The following is a 25,892-nucleotide window of genomic DNA, read 5'->3' as shown; positions in this document are numbered from 1 at the left end:
CGGTTCAGCGCACCATAGCTGGCCGTTCGTCGGGGCTCAAGGAAGCCGCCGGCACAAATGACGACGCCGGCGAGCCCAAGGGCTGCGCCGGCGTCGTCTGCGGGCGAAAGGAACTCAGCGCGGCAGGGTGTAGTCGGCCGGGCCCATCAGGTCGAGGCCGCACTCCAGCTGGCTGATCCAGTCGAGGAAGGTGTTGATCATCGCCGGACCGACGAAGGCGCGACCGTGCTGCGGCACGATCATGCTCACATCCATCTTGCGCACCATGTCGGCCCACAGGCGGCAGACCTTGTTGCTGGCCATGTAGCGGCGGTGGAAGCCTTCCATGCTCGACAGGTGAGCGGCGAAGTCGGTGACCGGCTGGGCGTCGTCGACCAGGGAGGCACCCATGTCGCCGGAGAAGAGGATCTTGCTGATCGGATCGTAGAGCTGGAAGTTGCCCACCGAGTGCAGGAAGTGCGCCGGCACGGCCTTGAGCTGGCTGTTGCCCAGCGGAATGCTCTGGCCACGATCGGGCAGCGCGATGATGCGGTCGTAGGTGGAGATGCCGTGGCTGACCGCCAGGTAGTTGGCGGTCAGGTGCGGCAGGAAGCGGGCCCACAGGCGCGAGCAGATGACCTTGGCCTTGGTGTGCAGCAGCCACTTGTCCAGCGCGGCGATGATGTCCGGGTCCTGGTGCGAGGCGAAGATGTAGGTCAGGTCCTGCACCGGAATGTGCTTGGACAGCTCCAGCGACAGCGGGGTGTAGGTCAGGTCGCCGCCCGGATCGAGCAGCATGTATTGCTCGTTGTCGACGATCAGGAACTGGTTGGTCTGAACACCCTCACCGACGACCAGATTGTCGAAACACAGGCACTGGTGGCTGCCGTTATCAAACAGGACGATGGGCTCGCGACGCATGACTACCTCAATTTCTAAGTTTGACCCAGCTTAACGAGGCCGGGTTTCAAGTTCACTGACGTGCATCAAGCATGCCAGCACCGCCGGCCTCGCCGCCGTTGCGAGCACTGTACGCCGCACGAACGTCCGCACGGTGCGCGCGCGGTCACAGAAGCATCACTGGCGCGTCACCGCGCCGACATCCCGGCTTGCCAGCATGGCCCTGCACACAACATGGAAGCGGCCGCAAACGGCTGCCCGGAGGTTCTGCATGTCCGCCACTGCACTGTCCTGCGAGTCCAGCCCCACCCGCCGCCTGCAGGCCGAACGCCTGCACGGCAGCGAAGCCCTGATCGAAGCCCAGGCCCTGCGTTACCGCGTGTTCGGCGAGGAGTTCGGCGCCCGCCTGGAGGGCGCCGAACTGGGCCTCGACTGCGACGGTTTCGACGTCCACTGCAGCCACCTGGGCGTGCGCGACCTGGCCAGCGGCGCGCTGGTCGCCACCACCCGCCTGCTCGACCACCACACCGCGCGCAAACTGGGACGCTTCTACAGCGAGGACGAGTTCCGCCTGCACGGCCTCGCCAAGCTCGACGGCCCGAGCCTGGAGATCGGCCGCACCTGCGTCGCCGCCGAGTACCGCAACGGCGCCACCATCGCCGTGCTGTGGAGCGCCCTGGCGGAGATCCTCAACGAGGGCGGCTACCGCTACCTGATGGGTTGCGCCAGCATCCCCATGCGCGACGGCGGCATCCAGGCCCGCGCGGTGATGCAGCGCCTGCGCGAGCGCTACCTGTGCACCGAGCACCTGCGCGCCGAGCCTCGCCAGCCGCTGCCGGCCCTCGACGTGCCGGACAACCTCACCGCCGAACTGCCGCCGCTACTCAAGGCCTACATGCGCCTGGGCGCGAAGATCTGCGGCGAGCCGTGCTGGGACCCGGACTTCCAGGTCGCCGACGTGTTCATCCTGCTCAAGCGCGACGAACTCTGCCCGCGCTACGCCCGCCACTTCAAGGCGGTCGGCTGATGCGTCGCTTGCGTTTGTATGCCCGCCTGCTGCGTCTGCTCGCCGTACTCGGCGAAGGCGCGCTGTATTCCGGCTGGGTCGGTCTGCGCGAGCGCCTGGGCGGCGCGCCGATGGAACTGCGCCAGCAGCTGACCTGCCGCTTCATGCGTCACCTGCGCAATACCCTGCCGCTGCAGGTGGAGATCCGCGGCCAGCTGCCGGACGCACCGGCACTCTGGCTGGCCAATCACGTGTCCTGGGTCGATATCGCCGTGCTCGGCGCCCTGCGTCCGCTGTCGTTCCTCGCCAAGGCCGAGGTCGGCCGCTGGCCGCTGGCCGGCTGGCTGGCGCGCCAGGCCGGCACCCTGTTCATCCGTCGCGGCGCCGGCGACAGCCTCGCCATCAGCCGGCAGCTGGCCGAGCAGCTGCAACAGGGCCGCCACCTGGCGATCTTCCCCGAAGGCACCAGCTCCGACGGCAGCGACGTGCTGCGCTTCCACGCCCGCCTGCTGGCCGCAGCGGTGGATAGCGGAGTGGCGGTGCAACCGGTGGCGATCCGCTACCGGCGCGACGGCCAGCGCGATCCGCTGGCGCCCTTCATCGGCGACGACGAATTGCCCGCACACCTGTTGCGTCTGTTCGCAGCCGAGCGGGCGATGGTGGAGATCACCCTGCTCGCGCCGATCGCCAGTCAGGGACTGACGCGCAGCGAGCTGGCCCGCCGCAGTCAGGACGCGATCGCCGCGGTGGTGTGCGCCGAGAAGCAGCCGGCTGCCATTCGCGAGGCCGCCTGAATCAGGCCGACCGCGCCGCCCGGGCAAAGTCGATCAGCTCGGGATAGAAGGCGCGGAAATCCTCCAGCAGCTGCGGGTACAGCCGCTCCAGCTCGACCAGCGCACCGTCCAGGCCCTCGGGTCGCGACAGGCGCCGCTGCATGTTCAGCAGCACCCGCTCGAGCACGATGAACTCGCGGTAGCTGCCCAGCCAGTCCTGCTCGGCCATGCGCGGGGCGATCAGCGCCAGGCGGCCGGGCAGCTGCGCCTCGGCGGCCAGGGTGCGGTACACCCGGTCGGTGAACAGCGCCAGCGGCTCGTCGGCATAGTCGTCCCAGTGGCAGGCCAGGCAGTGGTCGAAGAACAGGTCGAGGAGGATGCCGGCATAGCGCCGCCGCTCGGCAGGAAAGCGCGCCACGGCCACCCGCACTACCGGATGGGCGTCGGTGAACACGTCGATGCGCCGGTGCAGACGGATGGCGGCTTCGATATCCGGCGCGTAGTGCCCCTGCAGCGATCCCTTGACGAAGTCGCCGTACAGACTGCCGAGCAGTTGCCCCGGCTGCGGGCCGCCGAGGTGCAGGTGGGCTAGATAGTTCATGACGCCAGCTTAACGCGGCGCCGAGACGCTCGATAGTTGCGCTGGGCATGAGCAGGTAGATGCTCAGCGCAAATGAATATTTGAATATCGCGAAACACAAATATATATTTCGCTCCATCGCGATAAACCATTACAGCAGCCCCATGTCATTCGATACCGACGAAATCATCAAGGCCCTCGCCCATCCCGTGCGCCGCCAGATCCTCCACTGGTTGAAGGATCCCGAGCAGTACTTCGCCGACCAGGACCATTCGCTGGAGATCGGCGTGTGCGCCGGGATGATCGACCGCCGCACCGGCCTGTCGCAGTCCACCGTGTCGGCGCACCTGGCCACCCTGCAGCGCGCCGGTCTGGTGACCAGCAAGCGGGTCGGCCAGTGGAACTTCTTCAAGCGCAACGAGGAGACCATCCAGGCCTTCCTGCGCCGGCTCGATGACGAACTCTGACCCTCCCTCCTCCACCCCAGGAAACCAACCATGCCGACACTTTTCGACCCCATCCAGATAGGCGATCTGCAACTGCCCAACCGCGTGATCATGGCCCCGCTGACCCGCTGCCGCGCCGAGCCCGGCCGCGTGCCCGGCGCGCTGATGGCCGAGTACTACGTGCAGCGCGCCAGCGCCGGCCTGATCATCAGCGAAGCCACCTCGGTCACGCCGATGGGCGTCGGCTACCCGGACACCCCCGGCATCTGGTCCGCCGAGCAGGTACAGGGCTGGAAGAACGTCACCCAGGCCGTGCACGCCGCAGGCGGGCGGATCGTCCTGCAGCTGTGGCACGTCGGCCGCATCTCCGACCCGAGCTACCTGGACGGCGAGCTGCCGGTGGCGCCCAGCGCGGTGCAGCCCAAGGGCCACGTCAGCCTGATCCGCCCCATGAAGTCCTTCGAGACCCCGCGCGCATTGGAAACGGAAGAGATCGCCGGCATCGTCGAGGCCTACCGCAAGGGTGCGGAGAATGCCAAGGTCGCCGGCTTCGACGGCGTGGAGATCCACGGCGCCAACGGCTACCTGCTCGACCAGTTCCTCCAGGACAGCACCAACCAGCGCAGCGACCAGTACGGCGGCTCGCTGGAAAACCGCGCGCGGCTGATGCTGGAAGTGACCGATGCGGTGGTGTCGGTGTGGGGCGCCGGCCGGGTCGGCATGCACCTGGCGCCGCGCGCCGACGCCCACGACATGGGCGACTCCAACCGCGCGGAAACCTTCGGCTACGTCGCCCGCGAACTGGGCAAGCGCGGCATCGCCTTCATCTGCGCCCGCGAGAAGGAAGGCGAGGACAGCCTCGGCCCGCAGCTCAAGCAGCTGTTCGGCGGCGTGTACATCGCCAACGAACGCTTCACCAAGGAGCAGGCCAACCGCTGGCTCACCGAGGGCAAGGCCGACGCGGTGGCCTTCGGCATCCCGTTCATCGCCAACCCCGACCTGCCGGCCCGCCTGGCCGCCGATGCGCCGCTGAACGAGCCGGACAGCAGCACCTTCTACGCCTCGGGCCCGGTCGGCTACCTGGACTACCCGACCCTGTAATCCCCCGCGACATGAAGAAGCCTCCGCTGCGCGAGCAGTCGGGGGCTTTCATTAATCGATAAAAAATCAGCGCGCGTTGAGCTGCCCCTGCAGATTTCTCACCTGAGCCTGCAGGGTGGTGATGTTGCGGGTTACCTGGGCGCGGAAGGCATCCAGCTCGGCCGTGCCGGTGTTCGCCGGGCGGTTGTCCAGCTGGCTGCGCAGTACCAGCAGATCCGACTCGAGACGGCTGATCGCCTGGTTCGGATCGCCCTGCTTCTTCAGCGCGGCAACCTCGCTGGCGAGGCTGTCCACGCGCCCTTCCAGGTTGGACACCTCGCCCTGCGCTGCCTTCAACGCCGCCTGCTCGCCGGCCAGGCTCTGCAGCCGGCCGTCCAGACCCGCGACGCTACCCTGCTGCTCCTTGAGCGCGGCAGCCAATTGGGCGGCACTGCCCTGCTGGCTCTTCAGTTCGCCGCGCAGCTGCTCCAGCTGGCGACCCTGACTGCCCTGCTGCTCGCTGGTGGTCTGTTGCTGCTTGCCGAGCTGGGCCAGCTTGTTTTCCAGCTGCTTGATGCGCAGCTTGAGCGCCTCGCTCTCGCTGGTGACGCTGGACTCGGTGGCCACCACCTTGCCGGAAATGTCCTTCAGGCGTCCCGCCGCATCCTCGCTGATGCGCGCGAAGCTTTCCTGGGTCGCCACCAGCTGCTGCTCCATGCGGGCGATCTGCTGCTGGCTCCACAGCGCCAGCCCCCCCAGGGCCAGCAGCAAAGCACCGACCAACATGCCCAGCAGCCGACTCGAGCCGCTGCGCGGGGCGACGGCGGCCGGCGCCGCGGCGCGCAACCGCGGGAGCGGCGGCTCGTCGGCCGGCAAGGCGCTGTCACGGCGATCGGAGGTCAGACTGGGCAGATCGTCCAGTTCGTCGAGGGAATCGTTACGCATGCCATCACAACCTGTAAGTGAACCCGTGTGCCCGGGGAGCCTGCGCAGTATACCGGCTGGCCCGTGGGGCAGGCCTGGCGCCTTGCCGCGGTGCAGCGTGCACTGCAACGAGGCCTGTCCCGCACTCAGACCCGCCGCAGCCCGCGCGGTTCGGACTGCAATAGCTGGTATGAGGCTTGCATTACCTGCATCAACCCATGCAGCCCTCAGATTGCATCAAGGAGAAACCCCATGGAACTGAACAAGGCCGTGCTCGATTGCATGCAGAAACTGCGCCGCCGTCTGCGTGAAGAGCTGGGGACCGACATTCACCTCAGCCAGAGCGACGTGATCAGCGCCCTGCTGGCTGCCTGTGCGCACAGCGACTCGCTGCAGACCCACCAGCTCGGCGCAGAGCTGGCCCGCCTGAGTGGCACCGCGCCCAGCGAAGCTCCCCAGCCGGATCCGCGTACGCAACCGCTGTATCGCGGCCAGGTGCCCACGCCGACAACCGCCAGCGCGCCGCCGCCCGGCGGCGAAGAGCGCCAGGTGCGCATCTACCGCGGCCAGCGCATCTACGTCTGAACCTGCGCCTCACGCCCCCGACGGAGCCACCAGCCAGCGTCGGGCCGCGTGCTCCACGTGGCGGGTGAGGCCGTCCAGGCGCTCGCCACCCAGTCGCCAGCTGTGCCAGTACAAGGGCACGTCGACCGGCCGCCCCGGCAACACCTCCTGCAGGCTTCCAGCAGCGATCTGGCCGGCCACCTGCAGCTCGGGAATCAGTCCCCAGCCAAGGCCGGCCTCGGTCATGCGCACGAAACCTTCGGATGACGGGCACAGGTGGTGGAGGAAACCGCCCTCCACGCCCAGCGCGGCCAGATAGCGATGCTGCAGGCGGTCGTCCGGGCCGTAGACGATGGCCGGCACCCGCGCCAGCGCCACACCACTGACCCCGTCGGTCAGGTAGCGGGCGATGAACTGCGGACTGGCCAGCGCCCGATAGCGCATGCTCCCCAGCGCCAGGGCCCGTGCGCCCGCCACCGGCCTGGCAGTGGCGCACAGACAGGCCGCCACCTCACCGGCACGCATGCGCTTGAGCCCCACCGCCTGATCCTCCACCAGCAGATCGAGGAGCAGGCCCGACGCGTGGCAGTAGCTGCTGACCGCCTCCGCCCACCAGGTCGCCAGGCTGTCGGCGTTCAGCGCCACGCGCAGGCGCTCCGGCCGCCCCTCCTCGTCCAGCGCCGGCACCAACTGCTGCAGGTCACCCTCGAGCAGGCGCACCTGCTGCACATGGTTGAGCAGGCGCTGGCCCAGCGCCGTGGGCTGCGGCGGCGTGCTGCGCACCAGCACCGGCTGGCCGAGGCGCATTTCCAGCAGCTTGATGCGCTGCGACACCGCCGACTGCGACAGGCCCAGGCGCTGCGCGGCGCGCTCGAAACCGCCCTGCTCCACCACAGTGGCCAGGGCAGCGAGCAGCTTGTAGTCGAACATATCGATTTACCTAATACCTGATCAGCAACATTCGTTTCGCTTATACAGACCCACTGCCTAGAGTGGCCACTCCTTTCCCCTGCGGAGTTGCCCAGATGTGGCAGAGTTACAGCAACGGCCTGCTGGTCGCGGCCGGCCTGATCATCGCCATCGGCGCACAAAACGCCTTCGTCCTCGCCCAGAGTCTGCGCCGCGAGCACCATCTGAGCGTGGCCGCGCTCTGTGTGCTGTGCGATGCGCTGCTGATGACTGCCGGGGTGTTCGGCCTGGCCAGCGCGCTGGCGCAGAGCCCGCAGCTGCTGGCCATCGTCCGCTGGGGCGGCATCGCCTTCCTGCTCTGGTATGCCGCCCAGGCGCTGCGCCGGGCCTGCTCGCCACAGAGCCTCGCCCAGCCGGAGCAGGACGTGCCGCGTTCCCGCCGCGCGGTGCTGCTCGCCGCCCTCGCCGTGACCCTGCTCAACCCGCACGTCTATCTGGACACGGTGCTGCTGATCGGCTCGCTCGGCGCCCAGCAGGCGGTGCCCGGTGCCTATGCCTTGGGCGCGGCCAGCGCCTCGCTGCTGTGGTTCGCGACCATCGCCATCGGCGCCGCCCGCCTGGCTCCCTGGCTGGCGCGCCCGGGCACCTGGCGGCTGATCGAGCTGGGCGTGGCCGCCATGATGCTCGCCGTTGCCGTGCAGCTGGCGCGCCCGCTGTGGAACGCATAACCCCACGGGTGCTGCGTGGATAAGGTGGGGGGCCGGTGCTATGATCCGAGGTCGACGGCGCGCCTTAGCGCTGCGGCAGTCCCGTAAACACGGAACTGCCAGGCCGGCCCCGTGAGCCGGCTTCGCGCACCTTGCGCTTGCATACACCTGACGATGATAGGGAGATAAACCCATGGCTTTCGAACTGCCGCCGCTGCCTTACGCACAAAACGCCCTCGAGCCGCACATTTCCGCCGAGACCCTGGAATACCACTACGGCAAGCACCACAACGCCTACGTGGTGAACCTGAACAACCTGGTCCCGGGTACCGAGTTCGAAGGCAAGACCCTGGAAGAAATCGTCAAGACCTCCTCCGGCGGTATCTTCAACAACGCCGCCCAGGTGTGGAACCACACCTTCTACTGGAACTGCATGAAGCCGAACGGCGGTGGTCAGCCGACCGGCGCCCTGGCTGATGCCATCAACGCCGCCTTCGGCTCCTTCGACAACTTCAAGGCCGAGTTCAGCAAGGTCGCCATCGGCACCTTCGGTTCCGGCTGGGGCTGGCTGGTGAAGAAGGCCGACGGTTCCCTGGCCCTGGCCAGCACCATCGGCGCCGGCTGCCCGCTGACCAGCGGCGACACCCCGCTGCTGACCTGCGACGTGTGGGAACACGCCTACTACATCGACTACCGCAACCTGCGTCCGAAGTACGTCGAGGCGTTCTGGAACCTGGTCAACTGGGACTTCGTGGCTGCCAACTACGCCGCCTGAGTCGCCTGAACGATCCGCAGAAGCCCGGCCCTTGCCGGGCTTCTGCGTTTACAGACCTTTTCAAGCCCATCCGGCGGCCAGCGGCAATAGTTCGCACCCCGGCCATTCCCCTTTGACGCCTCCTGAGCAACTCCCCAATACTCCGCACCGCTTCGCCGAGCCGGAAGTGCCCTACAAGGAAATGTCCACTTGTCGTCTGACGCCCGGAAAACCCTTTCGCGCCGGTTGCTCGGCGTGGCTCTGCTGGTCGCCATCGTGCTCGACCTGCTGTTCAGCGGCGCGCAGATCGCCTACGACCTGCGGCAGACGCGCCAGGCTATCGAGCGCGACGGCGCGCAGCTCCTCGACATGTTTCGCGCCGCCTCGATCCAGGCGGCCTACCGGCGCGATCAACCCCTGGCCCTGCAGGTGGTGGAAGGTCTCCTCGGTCATCCCGGGGTCCGTCAGGCGCGCATTCAAGACGGCAACGGCGCGCCGCTGGCAGTCCGCGAGCACGCCACGCCCCCAGCGGCGCAAGCCTGGCTGAGCGATCCGCTGTTCGGCCACCAGCAGCAGTTCACCCTGCGTCTGAGCGGCCCGCCGCCTCGCTACGAGCCCTACGGCGAGCTGGCGCTCACCCTCGACGCCGCCTACCGGGGCGGCGAGTTCTTCGCCACCAGCCGCGTCATCCTCGCCACCGCGCTCACCCGCGTGCTGCTGCTCGGCCTGGCGCTGCTCCTGCTCTTCCGCCGGCAGCTGACCCACCCGCTCAGCCGTCTGCTCGAGCACCTCGCCCGCATCGACCCGGAGCGCCCCGACCATAATCCGCTGCCACCGCTCAAGGGCCACGAGCGCGACGAGCTGGGCCGCTGGGCCGACAGCATCAATCGGCTGCTCGCCACCATTGCCCGACACAATCGCCAACGCCGTGAAGCGGAAGGCCACCTGAAGCGCCTGACCCAGTTCGACCTGCTGACCGGCCTGCCCAATCGCCAGCTGCTGCAGCAGCAGCTGGGCCAGATCCTCAGCGATAGCGCCCGCACGCAGGGCCGCGTGGCCGTGCTCTGCCTCGGCCTCGACGACTTCAACCTGATCAACGAGAAGTACGGCTACCAGAGCGGCGATCGCCTGCTGATCGGCGTCGCCGAGCGCCTGCGCGCGCTCGACCCGCGCCTGGGTAGCCTGGCGCGACTGGGCAGCGACCAGTTCGCCCTGGTCCAGATCGCCGTCGAGCAGACCTACGAAGCCGCCGAGCTGGCCCAGCGGGTGCTCGACGACCTGGCCCGACCACTGTTCATCGACAGCCAGCCCATCAGCCTGCGGGCCTCGCTCGGCATCACCCTGTACCCCGAAGACGGCGACAACAGCGAGCGCCTGTTGCAGCGCGCCGAACAGACCATGACCCTGGCCAAACAGGGCGCGCGCAGCCACTACCAGTTCTTCCTCGCCAGCCGCGACCGCGAGATCCGCCGCCGCCGCCAGCTGGAGGACGACTTGCGCCAGGCCCTGCACAACGGTCAGCTGGAGCTGTACTACCAGCCGCAGGTGGCGGCAGCCGACCAGCGCATCGTCGCGGTCGAAGCCCTGCTGCGCTGGCGTCATCCACAGCTGGGCTTCGTTCCGCCGGACCAGTTCATCCCGCTCGCCGAGCAGAACGGCCTGATTCTCGAGATCGGCGACTGGGTGCTGGAGCACGCCTGCCGCCAGCTGCACGACTGGCACGCGCAGGGCCTGGTCGGACTGCGCATGGCGGTCAACCTGTCCACTGCCCAGCTGCGCAGCGACAAGCTGCCACGCCAGGTGACCGGCCTGCTGCAGCGCCACGGCCTGCCGGCGCACAGCCTCGAACTGGAGATCACCGAAACCGGGCTGATGACCGATGTCGCCGCTGCCGCGCAGCAGCTGCACAGCCTGCGTCTGGCCAAGGTACTACTGGCGATCGACGACTTCGGCACCGGCTATTCGTCGCTGAGCTATCTGAAGACCCTGCCGCTGGACAAGATCAAGATCGACCGCAGTTTCGTGCGCGACCTGACCCGCAACGAGGACGACGCCACCCTAGTGCGCACCATCATCCAGCTGGCGCACAACCTGAACATGACGGTGATTGCCGAAGGCGTGGAGACTGCCGAGCAGGAGGCCTACCTGATCGCCCATGGCTGCCAGGAGAGCCAGGGCTACCTGCACTGCCGGCCGCTGCCGGCGCTCGAGGTGACCCGCTTCATGCTCAATGCCGCACGGCGCCAGCGCTCCCACGGCGGCGCGCCGGCGCAGTTCGCCGCCGACTGAGTCGGCTAGACGCCGCGGGTCAGCAGCCAGACCGCCAACGCCCCGCCCAGGCAGAGCAGCGCGCCACCCAGCGCCTGCCAGCGGAAGGCGCGGGCCAGCTCGTCCTCGCCCTTGCAGGAGAGCAGGAACGGCAGCGCCTCCTGCGGACGACGCAGGTGGTTCTGCTCCGGCGCGCCACTCGCCGCCCGGTGGCGGTCCTCGGCCTCCAGCTGCGCAGCCAGGCGCACCAGGTGCCACTCCTGATCGTCGAGCGCGCCGTTGCCATCGCGATCGAAGCGCCCCAGCAGGCCCTGGAAGTCCTGCTTCCACTCGCGCACCACCGCCGCCTGGGCGGCGGCCAGGTCCAGCCCCTGGCGTCCGCCGCCACTGGTGCGGAACTCGCCCAGCGCATACAGCGGGTCGCCGACGTGCAGGCGCTCCTCGATGTAGCGGTAACGCTTGCCCATGCCCAGCAGCTGGCCGAGCAGGCCGTGGCTGTCCTCGCGGCGCGGGTGGCGACGATCGCCGTGCCAGCTCTCGCGGCGGGCCGGGCGCACCTCGGCGCCGACCGGGTTGATCAGGCACTGTCCGGAGCTGTCGGCCAGACTCAGCCAGCCCTCGCTGCTGGCCGACTCGAGCAGCCGCCAGGACTTGCTCTTGCCGCTCTCGCGGTACTCCTCGATGCGGTAGCGCCACCACAGGCACGGCTTGCCGGTCAGCGGCGCGACCAGCGGCTCGCTCGGGCCCTCTTGCAGCACGCCGTACAGCTCGACGTAGCCCTGCGCCGCAGAGCGGATCTTCGAGGTCGGCATGTCCTCCAGCAGGCGCGCCTGGGCCAGGCGGCGCAGGCACCACCAACCACCGCCGACGCTGGCCGTACCGGCCATGCCGAGGCCGACCAACAGGCCCGGATCGACCGCCATCAGCCGAACAGCTGGCGCAGGTCGACGTCGGCCTTTTCCGCCTCGCTGAACTGCAGCAGGTCGGCGGCCTGGAAGGCGAACATGCGGGCGACCAGCACGTCGGGGAACTGTTCGATGCGCACGTTGTTGAGGTTGACCGACTCGTTGTACAGCTCGCGGCGGTCGGCGATGCCGTTCTCCAGGCCGGTGATGCGCTGCTGCAGGTGCTGGAAGCTCTCGTTGGCCTTGAGCTGCGGGTAGTTCTCGACCAGCGCGAACAGCTGGCCGAGCCCGGCGCGCAGGCCGCTCTCAGCGCGACCGAGGGCGGCCATGTCGCCCTGCTCGCGGGCACTGGCCACGGCGCTGCGCGCGGCGGTCACCGCCTCGAGGGTGCCGCGCTCGTGCTGCATGTACTGGCGGCAGGTTTCCACCAGCTTGGGCAGTTCCTCGTGGCGCTGGCGCAGCAGCACGTCGATGTTCGACCAGGCCTTGCCCACCCCGTGCTTGAGGCGCACCAGAGCGTTGTAGATCAGCACGGCGTAGCCGGTCAGCAGGACGATGGCCACCAGAATGGCGACGGTACTCAGACTCATGCGCGAAGCTCCCTGTGAAGTGGCGGCCATTGTAGCGGCACGTCGATGGCGCGGCCGAGCGATAGTGCACAGGCAAAATGCCGCCCACGATGACGCGCGATAGGCCTTCCCTTTGATGCGAATATTTCGCATTATGTTTCGAAAGGCTTTCTCAGCCGTCTCCCATTGCCCACACAAGGATTGCCGCATGCCCCGTTACCCTCTGCTCGCCAGCAGCCTGCTCGCCCTGTCCATTGCGCTCGCCGGCTGCGGCGAGGACAAGAAGGTAGAGGCCCCTGCCCAGACCGCCACTCCGGCAGCCGCCCCGCAGGCGGCACCCGTCGCCCCCGCCACGAACATCGACCCGGCTGCCGCCAAGGCGGTGGTTGGCCACTACGCCACGCTGGTCTCGGCGGTATTCGTCGATGCGCTGAGCACCGCCAAGACCCTGCAGCAGGCCGTCGACGCCCTGCTCGCCGAGCCCAACGAGGCCAACCTCAAGGCCGCCCGCGCCGCCTGGATCGCCGCCCGCGCTCCCTACATGCAGAGCGAGGTGTTCCGCTTCGGCAACCCGGTGGTCGACGACTGGGAAGGCCAGCTCAACGCCTGGCCGCTGGACGAGGGTCTGATCGACTACGTCGCCGCCGACTACCAGCACGCCCTGGGCAACCCCGGCGCCACCGCCAACCTGATCGCCAACACCGAGATTCAGGTCGGCGAGGACAAGCTCGACGCCAGCGCCATCACCGGCGAGTTGCTGGCCAGCCTCAACGAGCTGGGCGGCTCGGAAGCCAACGTAGCCACCGGCTACCACGCCATCGAGTTCCTGCTCTGGGGCCAGGACCTCAACGGCAGCGCCCCCGGTGCCGGCAACCGTCCGGCCAGCGACTACCTGGTCGGCGAAGGCGCCACCGGCGGCCACAATGAGCGCCGTCGCGAATACCTCAAGGCCGCCACCGCCCTGCTGGTCAGCGACCTCGAGTACATGGTCGGTCAGTGGCAGGCCGGGGTGGCCGACAACTACCGGGCCAAGCTGGAAGCCGAGCCGGCAGAGAACGGCCTGCGCAAGATGCTGTTCGGCATGGGCAGCCTGTCGCTGGGCGAGCTGGCCGGCGAGCGCATGAAGGTAGCGCTGGAGGCCAACTCCACCGAGGACGAGCAGGACTGCTTCAGCGACAACACCCACAACTCGCACTTCTACGACGCCCTGGGCATCCGCAACGTCTACCTCGGCGAGTACAAGCGCATCGACGGCAGCCTGCTGAGCGGCCCGAGCCTGTCCGGCCTGGTGGCCAAGGCCGACGCCCAGGCCGATGCCGCGCTCAAGGCCGACCTGTACGCCAGCCAGGCGGCCCTGCAGAAGATGGTCGACAGCGCCGAGAAGGACGGTGTGCACTTTGACCAGTTGATCGCCGCCGACAACGCCGCCGGCCAGCAGATCGTTCGCGACGCCATCGCCGCCCTGGTCAAGCAGACCGCCAGCATCGAACAGGCCGCCGGCAAACTGGGCATCGGCGACCTCAATCCGGACACCGCCGACCACCAGTTCTGAGTGTCCCTGCGCCGGGAGAGCGGGCCTGTACCGCGCTCCCGGTGACGCTGCGGCCCTGCGCCGCAGTTGCCCGGCAAGCCCCGCCCGCCGTGACCTGGTGCCCGTCAGCCACTCGCCGCAAATGAAAAAATTTCTTATTTGCATCGAAACACGCTGTTACACTGCACCCACCTTTCGGCACCCGGGGAAATCCATCGCCATGCCCGTTCCGCCTGTCCTGCGCCTGCTCGGCACACTGGCCCTGAGTCTCGCCCTGGCCGCCTGCGAGCAGTCCGAGACCCCACGCTTCAGCGCCGCCGAGCCCGGCGAGCAGCTGTCCGGCGGTACCGCCACGGTCAACCGGGCCGATCAGAACGCCTACTCCCTGCCCTCGGCCAACCTCTCGCCGACGCGACGTCTGGACTTCAGTGTCGGCAACAGCTTCTTCCGCAACCCCTGGGTGATCGCCCCCGCCACCACCATCGCCCGCGACGGCCTCGGCCCGCTGTTCAACACCAACGCCTGTCAGAACTGCCACATCAAGGACGGTCGCGGCCATCCACCCGGCAGCGCCGCCGATAACGCGGTGTCCAGCCTGGTCCGCCTGTCGATCCCCGCCCAGCCTGGCCAGGAAGCCCTGCTCGAACGCCAGGGGCTGATTCCCGAACCGGTCTACGGCGGCCAGCTGCAGGACATGGCGATTCCCGGCGCGGCCCCGGAAGGCAAGGTGCGAATCAGCTACACCAGCGAGGTGGTCACCTTCAAGGACGGCACCCGCATCGAACTGCAGAAGCCCGAACTGCAGCTCAGCCAGCTCGGCTATGGCGCCCTGCACCCCGACACCCAGTTCTCTCTGCGCGTGGCGCCGCCGATGATCGGCCTGGGTCTGCTCGAGGCGATCCCCGAGGCGGCGCTGCTGGCCAATGCCGATCCGGACGATCGCGATGGCGACGGCATCTCCGGCCGCGCCAACCAGGTCTGGGACCATGCCAGCCAGAGCAGCCGCCTCGGCCGCTTCGGCTGGAAGGCTGGACAGCCGTCGCTCAACCAGCAGAACGCCGATGCCTTCTTCAATGACATGGGCCTGTCCACCCCGCTGATCGCCGGCAGCAGCTGCACCGCCGCCCAACCGGACTGCCTGCAGCTGCCCCACGGCGGCGAGTCCGAGGTCAGCGAGCACATTCTCGCCCAGGTGCTGTTCTACACCCGCAACCTGGCGGTGCCGGCACGCCGCGGGGTCGACGACCCGCAGGTGCTCAAGGGCAAGGGTCTGTTCCATCAGGCCGGCTGCCAGGCTTGCCACACGCCGAGCTTCACAACCAGCCAGGCGGCCGCCGAACCGGAGCTGGCCAACCAGCTGATCCGTCCCTACAGCGACCTACTGCTGCATGACATGGGCGACGGGCTGGCGGACAATCGCCGCGAATTCCAGGCCAGCGGCCGCGAATGGCGCACCCCGCCGTTGTGGGGCATCGGCCTGACCGAGACCGTCAACGGCCACACCCGCTTCCTCCACGACGGCCGCGCGCGCAACCTGCTGGAGGCGATCCTCTGGCACGGCGGCGAAGCCGATGGCGCACGCCAGGCGGTGATGGCCTTCGATGCCGAACAACGCGCCGCCCTGCTGGCCTTCCTCGATTCCCTGTAAAGGAGCACCTCATGCTGCGCCCTGCCCTAGTCTCCCTGGCCCTGCTGGCCACTCTTGCCGGCTGCTCGCCGAGCGAACCGCCCAAGCCAAAGAAGGAACCCTACGCCGCGGCCAGTGCCGCGCTGACCGATGGCGTGCTGCTTCCGGCCTACACCCGCTGGACCGACAGCGACCGCCAACTGGCCGACAGCGCCCGCGCCCTCTGCGCCGGCGAACAGGACCTGGCCAGCGCGCGCCAGACCTACCTTGCCGCCCATGGCGCCTGGGCCGCGCTGCAGCCGCTGGCCGTCGGCCCGCTGAGCGAGGGCAACCTGGCCTGGCAGGTGCAGTTCTGGCCGGACAAGAAGAACCTGGTGGCGCGTCAGGTCAACACCTTGCTGAGCAGCAAGCCGCAGCTCAAGCAGGCCGACCTGGAGCAGGCCAGCGTGGTGGTGCAGGGTCTGACGGCCTACGAATACCTGCTGTTCGATCCGGCTATCGACCTCGCCGACCTCGAACAGAAACGCCGCTACTGCCCGCTACTGCTGGCCATCGGCAGCCACCAGCAGGCGCTCTCGGCCCGCGTGCTGGCGGCCTGGCTGGGTGAACAGGGCATGGCCAGCCAGTTGAAGAGCTTCCCCAACGCCCGCTACGCCGAAGCCCGCGAAGCCGTCGCCGAACTGCTGCGCGTGCAGGTCAGTGCCCTCGACGGCCTGAAGAAGAAACTCGGCACCCCGCTGGCCCGCGGCAAGACCCCGCAGCCCTACCAGGCCGAGGCCTGGCGCAGCGGCGCCTCGCTGGCCAGCCTCGACGCCAGCCTGGCCAGCGCCGAGGCGCTGTGGCGCGGTGCCAACGGCGACGGCGCGCGCAGCCTGCTGGCTGCCGAGCAGGCCGACCTGGCCACCCGCATCGACGCCGCCTACAGCGAAACCCGCCAGCGCATCGCCGCCCTCGGCCAGCCGCTGAACGTGCTGCTCGCCGACGAAGCCGGCCGCGCCAGCCTGGGCCAGCTGTACGACAGCCTCGACACCCTGCACCGCCTGCACGAGGCCGAACTGGCCAAGGCGCTGGGCATCCAGCTGGGCTTCAACGCCCATGACGGTGACTGAGCATGCGACGACGCGTCTTTCTCGGCCTCGGCGGCACCCTGCTTGCCGCCGCCGCCCTCGGTGGCTGGACCCTCGGCCGCAGCGCCGGCCAGGCGCCGCTGCTGCTGTCGGCGCGCAACGATGCCGACGGCAGGCACTATGCGGTCGGCTATCGCCTCGACGGCCAGCGGCAGTTCGCCACCCCGGTCGCCGAGCGCTGCCACGACGTGGTAGCGCACCCGACGCTGCCGCTGGCGCTGTTCGTCGGCCGCCGGCCGAGCCGCGAGAGCTACCTGGTCGACACCCGTGACGGCCGTCTGTTGCAGACCCTCGCCAGCCCGGCGGATCGCCACTTCCAGGGCCACGCGGTGTTCCACCGCGGCGGCGAGTGGCTGTACAGCACCGAGAACGACACCCGCGAACCGGGCCGCGGGTTGGTCGGCGTCTGGCGCCTGAACGGCAACCAGCTGCAGCGGGTCGACGAGCTGTCGAGCCACGGCATCGGCCCGCACCAGCTGCTGTGGCTGCCCGACGGCGAACGCCTGGTGGTGGCCAACGGCGGTATCCGCACCGAGGCCGACAGCCGCGAGAAGATGAACCTCGACGCCATGGAGCCGAGCCTGGTGCTGCTGCAGCGCGACGGCACCCTGCTCAGCAAGGAGCAGCTGCCGGAGCGGATGAACAGCGTGCGCCACCTGGCGGTGGCCGACGACGGCACCGTGGTCAGCGGCCAGCAGTACGAGGGCGATCCCGCCGACGCCGTGCCGCTGGTGGCGATCAAGCGCCCCGGCCAGCCGTTCCAACCCTTCCCGCTGGGCGAGGCGCAGCGTCAGGTCATGCACCAGTACACCGCCAGCGTGGCGATCCACAGCGGCCTGCGCCTGCTGGCGATCACCGCGCCGCGCGGCAACCGGGTGTTCATCTGGGATCTGGACAGCGCCGAATTGCGCCTGGACGCGCCGCTGCCCGACTGCGCTGGCGTCGCCGCCTGCACCGAGGGCTTCGTGGTCAGCTCCGGCCAGGGCCGCTGCCGCCTGTACGACTGCCGCCAGGCGGAAATCCGCATGCAGGCGCTGCAGCTGCCGGCGGGACTCTGGGACAACCACCTGCGCCTGGCCTGACCCCTGGAAACGAACATGGCCGCCCCTTTCATTGGGCGGCCATGTTCGTTCAGCACGCGGGCGACTTCAGCTGCGCATGCCCTGCACCAGGCCGAACAGCACCAGCAGACCCTGCGGATCGCTCTGCCCGCGCGCCTGCTGCGCCTCGGTCGGGCTGCTGTGCGCCAAGGGCTGGTGGGCCAGATCGCTGCTGCGAATCACCGTCAGCCCGGGCTCCCACCAACTGATCGCCGCCTGCGTGGCCACTCCGAACGCTGCAGCCAGGAACAGGCCGCGGACAACGTACGATGTCATGTCCATCCCCTCTCGAGACTGTGGCCGGCAACTTCAACATAACCGTAGTTGAGACTCCACCACTCCCGAGCCCCCCACGACGAATGGCCCGGCCGCACCGGACTCGGAGCTGCCGCCAACATCAGCAACCGCCGACTCATGGCGCTACTGCTTGCCAGGCGAAGCGATAGACCCGCGCTGGCAGTTCGCCGTGACATTGACCGTTGTCTGCGCCGGCACCGACCAGATGCCACGTTTCCCTCGAGGTATAGCCGAGCTGGCGGGCCTGCTCCGGATCGAAGCAGCGGGCCAGCTCCGCCGACGGAATCAGCGCGAAGGCCTGCGGATGGCTGCGCAACCACTCGACCGCACGCTCCACCGAGTCCGGCCGGGCGAAGCCGAAGTGCATGATCGGCTGGCGGGCGTACAGCCAGTGGCCCTCGCGCCAGCTGGTCAGCACCAGATCGGCACCACTGCTCAGCTCGGCGGCCTGCGCCATGATCGCCTCATGGGGATTGGCGCCCTCCTTGAGCGGCTCGATCCAGCCACGGGCGAACCACAGGCAGAACCACAGCACGGCCAGGCCAAGGAAAATCTTGCGGCCCAACGGGTGGCTGGCGAACCAGCGGCGCAGCAACCAGGGCACCAGCGGGGCGACCAGCAGCACCAGCCCCGGCAGCGCCGGATAGATGTACAGCTTGCGCTTGCCGCTGCTCAGCGAGAAGAACAGCAACACCAGCACCACCCAACCGAGCAGGACCAGCACCCGGCCGTCGCGCTTGGCCAGCTGTCGGCGCCAGGCCGGCACCAGCCAGGGCAGCGCGAGGAACATCGGCAGCCAGTACTTGGGGATCACCTCGGCGAAGAAGTACCAGAACGGCTCGCGGTGGTGCCAGGCATCGGCATAGCGCTTGGCGGTCTGCTTGAGGAGGATCTCCTCCATGTAGGCCACGCTCTCCGGATTGCCCTGCAGCGCCACCATCACCGCCAGCGGCAGCAGCCAGACCGCGATGGCCGCCAGCATCGCCGCCAGGCCCAGCCACCAGTGCCGCGTCTGTCCCGGCATCGCCACCACACCCTTCCAGCCCTGGCGCGCCGCATAGAAGTAGGGGATCAGCAGCAGGATCGGCAGGAAGCCGACGCCCTTGCTGATGATGCCGAAGCCCATGGCCGCGCAGGCCAGATAGAACCAGCCCCAGGCCGGTCCCAGCAGCAGGTGGCGCAGCAAGCCGTACACGCCGAGGATGATCCACAGGCAGAGAAAGCCGTCGATCTGTCCGGCGCGCAGGATGCTGTGGGTCTGGTAGGTGGCGAGGAACAGCAGCGCGGCGATGATGCCGATACGCGGGTTCCACAGCCGCCGTCCCAGATCGTACAGGCACAGGGTGGCGACCGCGCCGGCCAGCAGCGCCGGCAGGAACAGCGCCAGGCTGGGCGAGCCGGTGAGCTGGATGAACAGCGCCACCGCCCACATGAACAGCGGCGGCTTGTCCGGGTAGATCTCCGCGGCGCGGTGCGGAATGAACCAAGAGCCGCTCTGCAGCATCTCCAGGGCGACGCCGAGGAAGCGCTCCTCGTCGACACTCAGCGGCTGGCGCAGGCCCAGCCCGGCGCCGAGCATGACTAGCGCCAGCAACAGCAGCCAGAACGGCGCATGCCGCGGCGTGATCGGCAGACGCATGGGCTACTCTCCCTGTTCCTTGTCCTTGTTCCGCGCGATCAGCTGCAGGTTGCGCAGGTAGACGACGAAGCCGAACGACTGGCCGAGGATGAACACCGGGTCCTGGCGATAGATCGCGTAGGCCAGCAGCAGCGCGCTACCAACGATACTCAGGTACCAGAAGCCCACCGGAATGATGCTGCGCTTCTTGTATTCGCTATAAAGCCACTGCAGGGCAAAGCGCCCGGTGAAGGCCAACTGGCCGGCGAAGCCGACCACCAGCCAGAGTGTTTCCCGCCCCATGTCAGCCCTCGACCTCGTGTGCCACCACATCGAGGCGGGTACGCCGGATCAGCCACCATACGCCAAACAGATCGAGGATGCCGACCAGCGCACGGTCCAGGTTCCCGTACTTGGAAACCCCGGCGCCGCGCGGCCGGTGATTGACCGGATGGACGATCATCCGCCCGTGGTGGCGCTTGATCAGCGCCGGGATGAAGCGGTGCATGTGGTCGAAATAGGGCAGTTCCAGGAAGGCTTCGCGCTCGATCAGCTTGATGCCGCAACCGGTATCCGGGGTTTCGTCCTTGAGCAGACGGCCGCGCAGACGGTTGGCGAAGCGCGAGGCCCAGCGCTTGCTGGCGCTGTCGCGGCGGTTGACCCGGTGGCCAGCCACCAGCTTGACCGCATCGGCGCGGCCCTCGGTGCCGCGTACCAGCGCCAGCATGCCGGGCAGGTCGGCCGGATCGTTCTGCCCGTCGCCATCGAGGGTGCCCAGCCAGTGGCCACGGGCGGCCTGGGCGGCGTGGTAAACGGAGGTGCTCTGGCCCAGGGAATGGGTATGGCTGAGGATGCGCAGCTGGCTGAAGCCGCCATTCTTCAACGCCCGCAGGGCCGCGGCGGTATTGTCGGTACTGCCGTCGTCGACCACGATGATCTCGTAGGACTCGCCGGCCAGTGCGCTGCACACTTCCTCCAGCAGGACCGGCAGGTTGTCGGCCTCGTTCTTCGCCGGGATCAACACGGAAACGTAGATGTCGCCCTGCACTGCGGCCGGGGTGGAGCTGTTCTGATGGGTCATGAGTTATACCGCGTAGTAATCCCGATACCAGTTGACGAAGTGGCTCACGCCGGTCTGCAGCGTGGTGGCCGGACGGAAGTCGATCAGTTCGGCCAGCTCGGCGACATCCGCCCAGGTGCGCACCACATCGCCCGGCTGCAAAGGCAGATAGTTCTTCTGTGCGGCGATGCCAACGGCGGCCTCGATGCATTCGACGAAGTCCAGCAGCTTGACCGGCGCGCCAAGACCGATGTTGTACACCTTGCTCGGCACCTGGCGAGTCGTAGTGCCGTCCGCTGCCTGGACCGCTGCCGACGGCGGCAGCGCCTGCAGGCGCAGGATGCCCTCGACGATGTCGTCGATGTAGGTGAAGTCGCGCGACATCTGTCCGTCGTTGTAGATGTCGATGGGCCGGCCATGCAGGATGGCGTCGGTGAACTTGAACAGCGCCATGTCCGGGCGGCCCCAGGGGCCGTAGACGGTGAAAAAGCGCAGCCCGGTGGCCGGTACCCCGTAGAGATGGGCGTAGGTGAAGGCCATCAGCTCATTGGCACGCTTGGTGGCGGCGTACAGCGAAGCCGGCTGATCCACCGCATCGCTGGTGGCAAACGGCAGCTTGTCGTTGAGGCCGTACACCGAACTGCTCGACGCGTAGACCAGGTGCTCCACCGGGAAGTGCCGGCAGGCCTCGAGAACGTTGAGATAGCCGGTCAGGTTGGACTCGGCGTAGACCTCCGGATGGTCCACCGAGTAGCGCACCCCGGCCTGCGCCGCCAGGTGGATGACGCGCTGGAAGCGGTGCTCCTCGAACAGGCGCAGCAGGCCGTCCTTGTCGACGATATCGAGCTTGTGGAAACGGAAGTTGGACAGCCCCGCCAACTGGGCGAGGCGCGCCTCCTTGAGCGCCACGCTGTAGTAGTCGTTGAGGTTGTCGATGCCGACCACCTCGTGCCCTTCAGCGCACAGCCGGCGGGCGGTGTGGAAGCCGATGAAGCCGGCGGCGCCGGTGACCAGGAACTTCATGCCGCCCCCTCGCTGCTGCAGCCGCGGCCGATGCCGTAGTAGGTGATGCCGGCCGCGGCCAGGGTCGCCGGTTCGAACAGATTGCGGCCGTCGAATATCACCCGGTCGGCGACCCGGGCCTTGAATAGCTCGGCATCCAGCACGCGGAAGTCCTGCCACTCGGTGACGATCAGCAGCGCGTCGGCGCCTTCCAGCGCCTCCTCCTTGCTGGCGGTGAGCAGCAGGTCGTCACGCTCGCCGAAGATATGTCGCGCCTCGTCCATCGCCTTGGGGTCGAACGCCTGTACCCGCGCGCCGGCCTGCCACAGTGCGGCCAGCAGCACCCGGCTGGGCGCGTCGCGCATGTCGTCGGTGTTGGGCTTGAACGCCAGCCCCCACAGGGCGAAGGTCTTGCCGGCCAGGTCGCCGTGGTAGTGGGCGCTGACCCTCTCGAACAGGCGCTGCTTCTGCGCGGCGTTGACCTCCTCCACCGCCTGCAGCAGGCGCGGCTGGTAGCCCTCGCTGCGCGCGATGTGCTGCAGGGCCTGGATGTCCTTGGGGAAGCACGAGCCGCCGAAGCCGCAGCCGGCATAGATGAAGTCGTAGCCGATGCGCGAATCCGAGCCGATGCCGCGGCGCACCATCTCGATGTCGGCACCCAGGCGCTCGGCCAGGTTGGCCATCTCGTTGATGAAGGAGATCTTGGTCGCCAGCATGCAGTTGGCGGCGTACTTGGTAAGCTCGGCACTGCGCGCGTCCATGACCATGATCTTCTCGTGATTGCGGCTGAACGGCTGGTACAGCTCGCGCAGCGCGGCGACCAGCGCTGGGCTGTCGGTGCCGATGATGATGCGCTCGGGACGCATGCAGTCGTCCACCGCGCAGCCTTCCTTGAGAAACTCGGGATTGGAGGCGACCTGGAAGTCGTCGGCCCACGGCTTGCCCGCCGCGGCCTGGCGCAGATGCGTGGCGATGCGGTCGACAGTGCCCACCGGCGAGGTGGACTTGTTGACGATCAGCTTGGCCTGTTCGCTGTGCGCGGCGATGCTCTCCACCACCGCGAACACCTGGCGTAGATCGGCGCCGCCGTCATCCAGCGGCGGCGTGCCGACGGCAATGAAGATCAGCTTGGCGAAATGCACGGCGCGGGCGGCATCGACGGTGAACTGCAGACGCCCTGCGGCCAGGTTCTTGGTAATCAGCTCAGCCAGACCCGGTTCGTAGATCGGCGACTGCCCTTCGTTGAGCCGCGCAATGCGCTCGGCATTGATATCCACGCAGCAGACCGAATGGCCCACCTCCGCCAGGCACACCGCCTGGGTCAGGCCGACGTAGCCCGTTCCGAAAACCGTAACTTTCATGCATGTCTCGCACTGTGATGGAAGCTGCGACCGTCAGGTCGCCAATCAGGACGCACAGGAGCCGGAGGTGGTGTTGATTCGAGCAATCCGCTCATCTTCAGTCTTCCTTGCGCAACACATAGACCCACAATGTGGAACAACCTGGCAAAAAACCATAACGCCCGACGATATCGAATCCGACGCGACCGACCTCCTCTTCGATGGTCTCCCGCTTGACGCCGATCCCCCTCCGCCGCCAGCCGTCCAACTGCAAGGAGACGATCAGCGTATCGCGGGTGACCCGACGCAACTCGCGCAGGATGGCCAGGCGCTGATCCGCCTCGGCGAGTAGCGGCAACAGGCCCAGACAGAAGATGCTGTCGACCGCGTTGTCGTGCAGCTGGATGGCAGCCGCGCCCCCCTGAATACCCTTGACCCGGGCTGCCAGCGCGGCGGGCTGGGCGCCCAGCGCGGCACTCAGGCTCTCCGGCGAGGCCGTCGCGGCGAGAATCACCCGATTGCCGTGCTCGGCCAGCACTGGCCAGAAGCTACCCGTTTCGTGCGACAGATCGAGGACCAGGTTCGGTTCGTCAGCCTGGCGCAATGCACGACGGACAAGCCGCGCCTTGCGCCAGCGGTACAGACGCTTGCCCAGGCCGACCAGGATCCCGTCCGGACAGGGCGAGGCGCTCGCGTGATCGGCCGAGCACACGAGTTCCGGCTTGGCGGGGCGGGATCGATCCATACGCAGCGGTCCACGTTGAAAATGACGGGCCACGCTAACCGCCAGGCCATCACGCCAAGGTGAAAAGAATGTGAAAAAAACGTCAAAGGTCGCGGCGCAGCGTGACCTCGAAGCGGCAACCGTGGGGCTCTGCCGGCAGCAGGCGAATCCACCAGCCCTCCTGGGCACAGATGCGCTGCACCAAAGACAGACCGAGGCCAAGGCCGTCGCCGCGCTCGGCACTGCCACGCACGAACGGCTCGAACACCGACTGGCGCAGGGCCTCGGGAATTCCGGCGCCGCTGTCCTCGACGCTGAAGCCCGCGGCCGTGAGATTCAGGCGAATATGCCCGCGTTCGGTGTAGTGCCAGGCGTTGCGCAGCAGGTTGCCCAGCACGGCGCGCAGCAGTGGCGCGTTGTAGCGGGTGGAGGCGTCGTTGCCCGGCAGGTAGTCCAGGCGCAAGCCCTTGGCCTCGATCGGCTCGCGCCAGTGCGCCAGCTGCTCGTCGGCCACCTGACGCAGGGTCGCCTGCGGCGTCCTCTCGGCTTGACCGGACTGCGCCCGCGCCAGTTGCAGGAAGGTCTGCACCAGCTCGCCCATCTCATCCGTGGCACGCGCGATGCGCTGCACCTGGCGCCGCGCCGCTCCATCCAGCGTCGGGCTCTCGAGCAGCAGCTCGCAGGAGCTGGCCAGCACCATCAGCGGCGTGCGCAGCTCGTGGCTGACATCACTGGTGAACAGCTGCTCGCGCTCGAGGGTCTGGCGCAACTGGCTGAGGGTGGCATCGAATGCCACCGCCAGCTGGCCAACCTCATCCGGGGCATAATCCGGAGCCAGCGGCGGAGCCAGCGCCAGCAGCTGGTCACGGTGACGCACCTGGTGGGCCAGACGGATCACCGGCGCCAGCACCTGGCGCGCCAACAGCCAGCCCAGCAGGATCGCCACCAGCACGCTGAGCAGGAAGGCCACCAGCACCACCACATACATCAGATTCTCGCGGCGCTCGAAATCGCTCTGGTCCTGCAGCAGCACGTAGCGGCGGCCGTCCACCAGGCGGACAATGGCGTGATAGGACAGCTCGCCACGGAACAGCTCATGGAACCCCTCGCCCACTCCGGCGACATCCTCGGGCAGGGCGAACTCCTCCTCGCCGCCGCTGAAGTGGAACAGCTGGTCGGCACGCGGCTGCGCACGCCACTCGTCCATGGTTTCCATCTTCAGCAGGCGGTCGAGGTCGCGACCCAGCTGGGCCGTCAGCAGGCGCTCCTCGACCACGTGCACCATGCCCACCATGCCCAGCGCGAAGGCTCCGGCCACCAGCAGGCTCATCAGCGCGAAGGCGATGACGATGCGCTGGGTCAGGCTAGGCTTGAACGCCATCGCCGTTCTCCACCAGACGGTAGCCGACACCATGCACGGTGTGCAGCAGCGGCCGCGGGAACGGCTTGTCGATCACCTGGCGCAGTTGGTGGATGTGGCTGCGCAGGCTGTCGCTGTCCGGGCAGTCGTCGCCCCACAGCGCTTCCTCGAGCGCTTCGCGGCGCAGCACATGGGGGCTCTTCTGCATCAGCAGGGCCAGCAGCTTGAGGCCCAGCGGGTTGAGCTTGAGGCGGCAGCCGGCACGACTCACCTCCAGGGTATCGAGGTCGTAGCTGAGGTCGGCTACCTGCAGCAGGCGCCGGGCGGCACCCTGGCTGCGGCGCAGCACCGCCTCGATGCGCGCAGCCAGCTCGCTGAGGGCGAACGGCTTGATCAGGTAGTCGTCGGCGCCGGCCTTGAAGCCCTGCAGGCGATCGTCGAGCTGGTCGCGGGCGGTGAGCATGATCACCGGCACCGCGCTGCGCGCTTCATCGCGCAGACGCCGGCACAAGCTGTAGCCGTCCAGTCCCGGTAGCATCACGTCGAGCACCAGCAGGTCGTAGTGCCCGCTGGTGGCCAGGTTCAGGCCGGAAAGCCCGTCTTGGGCGCAGTCGACGCTGTAGCCCTTGAGCTCCAGATAGTCGGCCAGATTGGCCAGGATGTCGCGATTGTCTTCGACCAACAGGATACGCATGCAGTCACCTCGTACCCCAAGAGTCGCACGGCAGGTTTAGGAGATTCT

The 25,892-nt window shown here is 68.1% G+C and carries 27 protein-coding genes; 12 read left to right on the top strand and 15 right to left on the bottom strand.

The annotated features are described in order from the left end of the window. Positions 1-114: 114 nt before the first annotated feature. A complete protein-coding gene (locus tag BMZ19_RS02055) occupies positions 115-900 on the bottom strand; it encodes an oxygen-binding di-iron domain-containing protein (protein WP_090306128.1) in 786 nt (261 codons plus the stop codon). 250 nt (positions 901-1,150) lie between these two features. On the opposite strand from BMZ19_RS02055, the gene olsB reads away from it, so the two are divergent. Beyond that, positions 1,151-1,906 (top strand): L-ornithine N(alpha)-acyltransferase, encoded by a 756-nt coding sequence (gene olsB, locus BMZ19_RS02050; protein WP_090306126.1) that lies wholly within the window; start codon positions 1,151-1,153, stop codon positions 1,904-1,906. Further along, the gene (locus BMZ19_RS02045; protein ID WP_090306123.1) at positions 1,906-2,679 is read left to right on the top strand and encodes a lysophospholipid acyltransferase family protein; all 774 of its coding nucleotides are present in this window, start codon (positions 1,906-1,908) and stop codon (positions 2,677-2,679) included. Before olsB ends, BMZ19_RS02045 begins: the two co-directional genes overlap by 1 nt. A 1-nt stretch (position 2,680) precedes the next feature. Here the strand turns inward: BMZ19_RS02045 and BMZ19_RS02040 are convergent, their stop codons facing one another. Further along, complete coding sequence (locus BMZ19_RS02040; protein ID WP_090306119.1) at positions 2,681-3,259, bottom strand: acyl carrier protein phosphodiesterase; 579 nt, start codon at positions 3,257-3,259, stop codon at positions 2,681-2,683. A 143-nt stretch (positions 3,260-3,402) separates the two neighbouring features. On the opposite strand from BMZ19_RS02040, the gene BMZ19_RS02035 reads away from it, so the two are divergent. Beyond that, positions 3,403-3,705 (top strand): ArsR/SmtB family transcription factor, encoded by a 303-nt coding sequence (locus BMZ19_RS02035; protein WP_090306116.1) that lies wholly within the window; start codon positions 3,403-3,405, stop codon positions 3,703-3,705. Positions 3,706-3,735: 30 nt separating this feature from the next. Next, the gene (locus BMZ19_RS02030; RefSeq protein WP_090306114.1) at positions 3,736-4,785 is read left to right on the top strand and encodes an alkene reductase; all 1,050 of its coding nucleotides are present in this window, start codon (positions 3,736-3,738) and stop codon (positions 4,783-4,785) included. A 66-nt stretch (positions 4,786-4,851) separates the two neighbouring features. On the opposite strand, the gene BMZ19_RS02025 is transcribed toward BMZ19_RS02030, so the two are convergent. Then, positions 4,852-5,709 carry an ATPase gene (locus BMZ19_RS02025; protein WP_090306111.1) on the bottom strand — a complete coding sequence of 286 codons (858 nt, stop codon included), beginning with the start codon at positions 5,707-5,709 and terminating at the stop codon, positions 4,852-4,854. A 231-nt stretch (positions 5,710-5,940) separates the two neighbouring features. Between BMZ19_RS02025 and BMZ19_RS02020 the strand changes: the two genes are divergently transcribed. After that, a complete protein-coding gene (locus BMZ19_RS02020) occupies positions 5,941-6,273 on the top strand; it encodes a hypothetical protein (RefSeq protein WP_090306109.1) in 333 nt (110 codons plus the stop codon). 9 nt (positions 6,274-6,282) lie between these two features. On the opposite strand, the gene BMZ19_RS02015 is transcribed toward BMZ19_RS02020, so the two are convergent. Beyond that, the gene (locus BMZ19_RS02015) at positions 6,283-7,182 is read right to left on the bottom strand and encodes a LysR family transcriptional regulator ArgP (RefSeq protein WP_090306105.1); all 900 of its coding nucleotides are present in this window, start codon (positions 7,180-7,182) and stop codon (positions 6,283-6,285) included. Between the two features lie 95 nt (positions 7,183-7,277). Here BMZ19_RS02015 and BMZ19_RS02010 point away from each other — a divergent pair, with 95 nt between their 5' ends. The 3 genes from BMZ19_RS02010 (at position 7,278) to BMZ19_RS02000 (ending at position 10,911) form a co-directional block, all read left to right on the top strand. Next, the gene (locus BMZ19_RS02010) at positions 7,278-7,889 is read left to right on the top strand and encodes a LysE/ArgO family amino acid transporter (protein ID WP_090306102.1); all 612 of its coding nucleotides are present in this window, start codon (positions 7,278-7,280) and stop codon (positions 7,887-7,889) included. A 172-nt stretch (positions 7,890-8,061) separates the two neighbouring features. After that, the gene (gene sodB / locus BMZ19_RS02005; protein WP_090306099.1) at positions 8,062-8,643 is read left to right on the top strand and encodes a superoxide dismutase [Fe]; all 582 of its coding nucleotides are present in this window, start codon (positions 8,062-8,064) and stop codon (positions 8,641-8,643) included. 189 nt (positions 8,644-8,832) lie between these two features. Continuing rightward, a complete protein-coding gene (locus BMZ19_RS02000) occupies positions 8,833-10,911 on the top strand; it encodes a putative bifunctional diguanylate cyclase/phosphodiesterase (RefSeq protein WP_090306096.1) in 2,079 nt (692 codons plus the stop codon). Positions 10,912-10,916: 5 nt separating this feature from the next. On the opposite strand, the gene BMZ19_RS01995 is transcribed toward BMZ19_RS02000, so the two are convergent. Further along, on the bottom strand, positions 10,917-11,813 hold the full coding sequence (locus BMZ19_RS01995) for a GIDE domain-containing protein (protein WP_090306093.1): 897 nt from the start codon (positions 11,811-11,813) through the stop codon (positions 10,917-10,919). Beyond that, complete coding sequence (locus BMZ19_RS01990; protein ID WP_090306090.1) at positions 11,813-12,385, bottom strand: LemA family protein; 573 nt, start codon at positions 12,383-12,385, stop codon at positions 11,813-11,815. Before BMZ19_RS01990 ends, BMZ19_RS01995 begins: the two co-directional genes overlap by 1 nt. A gap of 187 nt (positions 12,386-12,572) precedes the next feature. On the opposite strand from BMZ19_RS01990, the gene BMZ19_RS01985 reads away from it, so the two are divergent. From BMZ19_RS01985 to BMZ19_RS01970, 4 genes are all read left to right on the top strand, one after another. Beyond that, positions 12,573-13,916 (top strand): imelysin family protein, encoded by a 1,344-nt coding sequence (locus BMZ19_RS01985; protein ID WP_090306087.1) that lies wholly within the window; start codon positions 12,573-12,575, stop codon positions 13,914-13,916. Positions 13,917-14,115: 199 nt separating this feature from the next. Then, complete coding sequence (locus tag BMZ19_RS01980; protein ID WP_090306084.1) at positions 14,116-15,543, top strand: di-heme oxidoreductase family protein; 1,428 nt, start codon at positions 14,116-14,118, stop codon at positions 15,541-15,543. Between the two features lie 11 nt (positions 15,544-15,554). Further along, the gene (locus BMZ19_RS01975; protein WP_090306081.1) at positions 15,555-16,631 is read left to right on the top strand and encodes an imelysin family protein; all 1,077 of its coding nucleotides are present in this window, start codon (positions 15,555-15,557) and stop codon (positions 16,629-16,631) included. 2 nt (positions 16,632-16,633) lie between these two features. Beyond that, positions 16,634-17,731 carry a DUF1513 domain-containing protein gene (locus tag BMZ19_RS01970; RefSeq protein ID WP_090306077.1) on the top strand — a complete coding sequence of 366 codons (1,098 nt, stop codon included), beginning with the start codon at positions 16,634-16,636 and terminating at the stop codon, positions 17,729-17,731. Between the two features lie 66 nt (positions 17,732-17,797). Here the strand turns inward: BMZ19_RS01970 and BMZ19_RS01965 are convergent, their stop codons facing one another. The 9 genes from BMZ19_RS01965 to BMZ19_RS01925 all read right to left on the bottom strand — a co-directional run bounded on the left by BMZ19_RS01965 (position 17,798) and on the right by BMZ19_RS01925 (position 25,844). Continuing rightward, positions 17,798-18,025, bottom strand: coding sequence for a hypothetical protein (locus tag BMZ19_RS01965; protein ID WP_139214629.1), 228 nt, complete (start codon positions 18,023-18,025; stop codon positions 17,798-17,800). A 136-nt stretch (positions 18,026-18,161) separates the two neighbouring features. Next, a complete protein-coding gene (locus BMZ19_RS01960; protein ID WP_090306072.1) occupies positions 18,162-19,685 on the bottom strand; it encodes an ArnT family glycosyltransferase in 1,524 nt (507 codons plus the stop codon). A gap of 3 nt (positions 19,686-19,688) precedes the next feature. Next, positions 19,689-19,967: a lipid-A-disaccharide synthase N-terminal domain-containing protein gene (locus BMZ19_RS01955; protein ID WP_090306069.1), complete on the bottom strand. Its 279-nt coding sequence runs from the start codon at positions 19,965-19,967 to the stop codon at positions 19,689-19,691. A gap of 1 nt (position 19,968) precedes the next feature. Beyond that, entirely contained in the window at positions 19,969-20,712 is a 744-nt protein-coding gene (locus BMZ19_RS01950; protein WP_090306345.1) for a glycosyltransferase family 2 protein, read from the bottom strand. Positions 20,713-20,748: 36 nt separating this feature from the next. Further along, a complete protein-coding gene (locus BMZ19_RS01945; RefSeq protein ID WP_090306065.1) occupies positions 20,749-21,747 on the bottom strand; it encodes an NAD-dependent epimerase in 999 nt (332 codons plus the stop codon). Next, positions 21,744-23,087: a UDP-glucose dehydrogenase family protein gene (locus BMZ19_RS01940; RefSeq protein WP_090306063.1), complete on the bottom strand. Its 1,344-nt coding sequence runs from the start codon at positions 23,085-23,087 to the stop codon at positions 21,744-21,746. Before BMZ19_RS01940 ends, BMZ19_RS01945 begins: the two co-directional genes overlap by 4 nt. 97 nt (positions 23,088-23,184) lie before the next feature. Then, positions 23,185-23,811 (bottom strand): class I SAM-dependent methyltransferase, encoded by a 627-nt coding sequence (locus BMZ19_RS01935; protein ID WP_090306059.1) that lies wholly within the window; start codon positions 23,809-23,811, stop codon positions 23,185-23,187. A gap of 82 nt (positions 23,812-23,893) precedes the next feature. After that, positions 23,894-25,171, bottom strand: a complete 1,278-nt coding sequence (locus BMZ19_RS01930; RefSeq protein ID WP_090306056.1) for a sensor histidine kinase — start codon at positions 25,169-25,171, stop codon at positions 23,894-23,896. After that, entirely contained in the window at positions 25,155-25,844 is a 690-nt protein-coding gene (locus BMZ19_RS01925; RefSeq protein ID WP_090306054.1) for a response regulator transcription factor, read from the bottom strand. The genes BMZ19_RS01930 and BMZ19_RS01925 overlap by 17 nt, the downstream gene beginning before the upstream one ends. Between the last annotated feature and the right edge of the window lie 48 nt (positions 25,845-25,892).

The sequence above is a fragment of the Pseudomonas linyingensis genome (assembly GCF_900109175.1).
GTDB lineage: Bacteria > Pseudomonadota > Gammaproteobacteria > Pseudomonadales > Pseudomonadaceae > Geopseudomonas > Geopseudomonas linyingensis.
Note: the sequence above shows the minus strand (reverse complement) of the source record. Positions and strands in the feature narration are given on the sequence as shown.